Source organism: Streptomyces sp. bgisy027 (assembly GCF_057710365.1).
Map to the genome: position 1 here is coordinate 1 of NZ_JBYIVZ010000114.1, position 4,269 is coordinate 4,269.

Consider the following 4,269-nt stretch of genomic DNA (forward strand, 5'->3'; position numbering starts at 1 on the left):
GACGAACCCACGCCATGGAGCGGAACTGTTCTCGAAACTCTGTCCCGTCCGCTTCAAGAAGCGTGAAGGTCTCCGCTGGTGCGCGGTCGGCCGTATCGTTCGACGAGCGCGCTGCCGATCGAGGCCAGGTGGTCCCGGACACCCGGAGGGCCGGTCACCTCGAGCCATTCGACCAGCCCGGCGAGCTCGCCGGCGAGCATGTACTCGCTGTGGCCGCGGATCACGACCTCGACGCGGCCGTCGGTCGTGGCACCTCCCACGTCGAGCCGGCCGCCGAACGCCATCCGGAGTATGCCTATCCCGTGGGGGGTGCATACCGCCTGGATCTCCAGCGGCGTTCGTTTGCGGTCGACCTCGTCGGCGATCTCGGACCAGCTCTCGGCAAGGTCGAAGTCCTCGGGCCGGTGCACGGGATCGTCGGTCGGGTCGGCGGACGACACGCGGTCGATCCGGAAGACCCGTCGGCCCCTCCCGGTGTCGGAGACGAGGTACCACGCCGGACCTTTGGCGACGATGCCCAGCGGGTGGACGGTTCTGCAGGTGTCGACGCCTTTGCTGTCGACGTAGCCGAGCCGCACCTGGACGCCGCGGATCACCGCGTCCTGGAGTTGGTCGAGGAAGCGGGGCGGCCGGTGCTCGACCCGGCTCGCCCCCCATCGTTGCGGGTCTGTGACCAGCGACGACGCTGCTGCCTCGGCCTGCACCCGGAAGGGCTCCGGCAGAGCATGGACGAGCTTGCGCAGAGCTGCTTTCACGGCCGGCGTCGCAGCCGAGGCCGGGCCTACAGCCAGGAACAGGGCGCGGGCCTCACTGGCGGTCAACCCGGACAGGTCGGTACGGGCGCCGCCCACGAGGCGCCAGCCGCCGCCTCGGCCCTGCACGGAATACACGGGCACCCCGGCCATGGCCAGGGCGTCGAGGTCGCGGCGGGCGGTGCGCTCGGAGACCTCCAGCTCTCGGGACACCTCTGCCGCCGTCACCTGCTCGCGCCGTTGCAGCATGAGGAGGATGGCCACCAGCCGGTCGGTTCGCACACCGACAAAACTCTCACATAAACCGGTCATGACGTGACCGGTTTCGGCAGCAGGATGGCGACATGACCTCACCGAGGAGGTCGACCGCCAGCGAACGCCGCCGGAGAGGAAATGCAAATGTTCGATCCAGCCGATTTTCCCGAGCCCACCCTCATTCCGGTCAACGGTGTGGAACTCGAAGTCTTCGAAGCAGGCCGAGAGAACGCGGGAAAGCCCATCGTGCTCTGCCACGGCTGGCCGGAGCACGCCTTCTCCTGGCGCCACCAGATGCCCGCCCTCGCCGCAGCCGGCTACCACGTCATCGCACCGAACCAGCGGGGTTACGGCAATTCGTCCCGCCCGGTCGAAGTGGCGGACTATGACATCGAGCACCTGTCGGGTGACCTCGTCGCGCTCCTCGACCACTACGGATACGAAGACGCCACTTTCGTCGGCCATGACTGGGGCGCGTTCGTCGTCTGGGGACTGACCCTGTTGCATCCGAACCGTGTAAACAAGGTGATCAATCTGAGCCTGCCTTACCAGGAGCGCGGAGAGAAGCCCTGGATCGAGTTCATGGAGGACATGTTTGGTGGTGACTTCTACTTCGTCCACTTCAATCGGCAACCAGGTGTCGCGGACGCCGTGTTCGACGACAACACCTTCCAGTTCCTTCGCAACCTGTACCGGAAGAACGAGCCCCCCAGGGAGCCTCAGCCGGGTATGGCGCTGATCGATCTCGCCAGAGCGGAAACGCCACTCGGTGATCCCGTCATGAGCGACAGTGAACTGGCTGTTCTCGTCTCCGCTTTCGAATCATCAGGGTTCACGGCCAGTGTGAACTGGTACAGAAACCTGGACCGTAACTGGTGGCTGTTGGCGGACGTCGACCCGATCATCCAACAGCCCACCCTCATGATCTACGGCGACCGCGATCTGGTCTCGAGGTCTGAAAGACTGACAGAGTTCGTGCCGAATGTGGAAGTGGTCAGTCTGGATTGCGGTCATTGGATCCAGCAGGAGAAGCCGGAAGAAACGAACCAGGCCATTCTCAAGTGGCTGGACCAGCGGGACGCCGTCCAGCCGTCCAGTGTCTCGTGATCCTGCTTCGAGGAACCTGAGGCTGGTCGGCTCGTTGGCCCCGGTCTCCTCTCTGCGGCGGGGTCACGCTCCGCGACGTGCCGGGCGACCGCGTCGACGCCGGGGCGGGCGTACCGCTCCAGGGAGCGGACGGAGGCGTGGCGGGAACGGGCCAGCAGCATCGGGGGAGGTGCCGCCCTCGGCGTCGTGCGTCAGGGCACTGTGGCGAAACCGGTGGAGTGTGAAGCCGTCCAGGTCCTCGATGTCCTCGATCTCCTCGGCCCGGCGGTGGGAGAGCCGAGCACGGCCTGTCTCCGGGCACACGTCCAGCGTCGGCGTTCCGGCCGGGGCCTTGCCCGGCGCCTCCGGCGGCGCCGGGTCGTCGATCGCGGCGAGGGGAAGACGGGCGGCTTCGCGCCTCGGCGGGCGGGTCCGGTCGGTGCCGGTTCGCCGGCGAGCATCAGGGCGGCGCGGCCGCCCATGTCGGGCGCGTCGCAGGCGAGGGCGTAGCCGGTGCGGCCGTGGTCCTTCTCCCGGACCGGTACGACGCTCCACTCGTCCGGGCCGGCCCACCCTCGTTGCCGACCCGGCGCACATCGGGTCCGGACACGGCGTTCGCCGCGTCGGGCGCGAGGGACCGGACGAGGGTGTACCAGCTGTCCCAGTCCTACTTCTCCACCTTGTCCGGCGGGATGCGGACCTGTACGCCGTCGAACCACACCTCCGACAACAGCTACGCGAATATCCAAGCCCGGCGGGCCCGGCCTCTCGACGCCGGGCCCGCCGAGGGGCAGAGTTCCTCCTACATACTCGCGAGTAACCCCTGAGGAGCGCCCGTGACCAGCTGGGTCGGCCGGACCGCCACCGAGATCGCCGCCGCCGTACGCGAGAAGCGGGCCACCCCCCGGGAGGTGGTGGCCGAGCACCTGGCCCGGATCGAGCGCCTCGACGGCGGCATCGGCGCGTTCCGGGTGGTGCGGGCCGAGGCCGCGCTCGCCGAGGCCGACGAGGTCGCCTCGCGCGGCGACCTCGCCGAACTGCCGCTGGCGGGCGTGCCGGTGGCCGTGAAGGACAACCTCGCGGTGCGCGGCGAGTCCAAGCGTGTCGGCTCCGCGGCCACGCCGGACATTCCGTCCGCCGAGGACCATGTCACCGTGGCCCGGCTGCGGGCTGCCGGCGCGGTGGTCGTGGGGCTGACCAACGTGCCGGAGCTGTGTGTCTTCGGCACCACCGAGGGTGTGCACGGCACCGCCCGCAACCCGTGGGACACCTCGCGCACGGCGGGCGGCTCGTCCGGCGGCAGCGCGGCGGCCGTCGCCGCGGGCATGGTGCCGATCGCCCTCGGCAACGACGGCATGGGCTCGCTGCGGATACCCGCGGCCAACTGCGGCCTGGTCACGATAAAGCCCGGCACCGGCGTGGTCCCGGCCGGCATCAGCGACGGCGACTGGTTCGGCATGTCGGAGAACGGCCCGCTGGCCACCACCGTCGAGGACGCCCGCCTGATGCTGTCGGTCCTCGCCGGCACCGAGGTGGTACGCCCGGCCACGCCCGGCACGTACCGGATAGCCGTCTCCCTGCGCAGCCCGATGGCCGGGGTCGCCGTCAGCAAGCCGTACGCGAGTGCCGCGCGCGAGGCCGCCGGGCTGCTCATCAAGGCCGGCCACCAGGTACGCCGGGCCGACCCGCCGTACCCGATGTCGCTGGGCGTCACCTCGCTCACCCACTGGACCGCGGGCACGGCCGTGGACGCCCAGGGCCTCGACGCACGGCAGCTCACGCGCCGGACGCGGGTGCACGCCGCTGTCGGGAGGCGCTTCGTCGACCGGGTACGCGTCAGTGCGAGCCGGGCGGAACTGCGCCGGAGGCTGGAGCCGTTCTTCGACGAGTACGACGTGCTGCTCACCCCGGCGCTCGCCCGCCGCTCCCCCAGGTCCGAGCCCTGGCACGAGCGGGGCTGGCTGCGCAACATCATGGCCAACACGAACTACTCGCCGCTGACCCCGCCGTGGAACCTCACCGGCTGGCCCGCGATGGCGGTCCCGCTCGGCACGCTGCCGTCCGGCGCCCCCACCGCCGTGCAGCTGGTCGGGCGGCCCGGCTCGGAGGCTCAGCTGCTGGCGCTGGCGGAGCGGATGGAGGAGCTGCGGCCCTGGCGGCGGACGGCGCCGCTGGA

General features: G+C 70.1%; 3 protein-coding genes. 2 read left to right on the forward strand and 1 reads right to left on the reverse strand.

Annotation, left to right across the window (positions count from 1 at the left end; translation table 11 throughout):
• Positions 1–53 precede the first annotated feature (53 nt).
• Complete coding sequence (locus AC3ETA_RS47535) at positions 54–1,034, reverse strand: helix-turn-helix transcriptional regulator (RefSeq protein WP_432199130.1); 981 nt, start codon at positions 1,032–1,034, stop codon at positions 54–56.
• A gap of 117 nt (positions 1,035–1,151) precedes the next feature.
• Here AC3ETA_RS47535 and AC3ETA_RS47540 point away from each other — a divergent pair, with 117 nt between their 5' ends.
• Both AC3ETA_RS47540 and AC3ETA_RS47545 read left to right on the forward strand, forming a co-directional pair.
• A complete protein-coding gene (locus AC3ETA_RS47540; RefSeq protein WP_432199128.1) occupies positions 1,152–2,114 on the forward strand; it encodes an alpha/beta fold hydrolase in 963 nt (320 codons plus the stop codon).
• Between the two features lie 815 nt (positions 2,115–2,929).
• Positions 2,930–4,269 (forward strand): amidase (locus AC3ETA_RS47545; protein ID WP_432199129.1); only part of this gene is annotated, 1,340 nt, incomplete at its 3' end.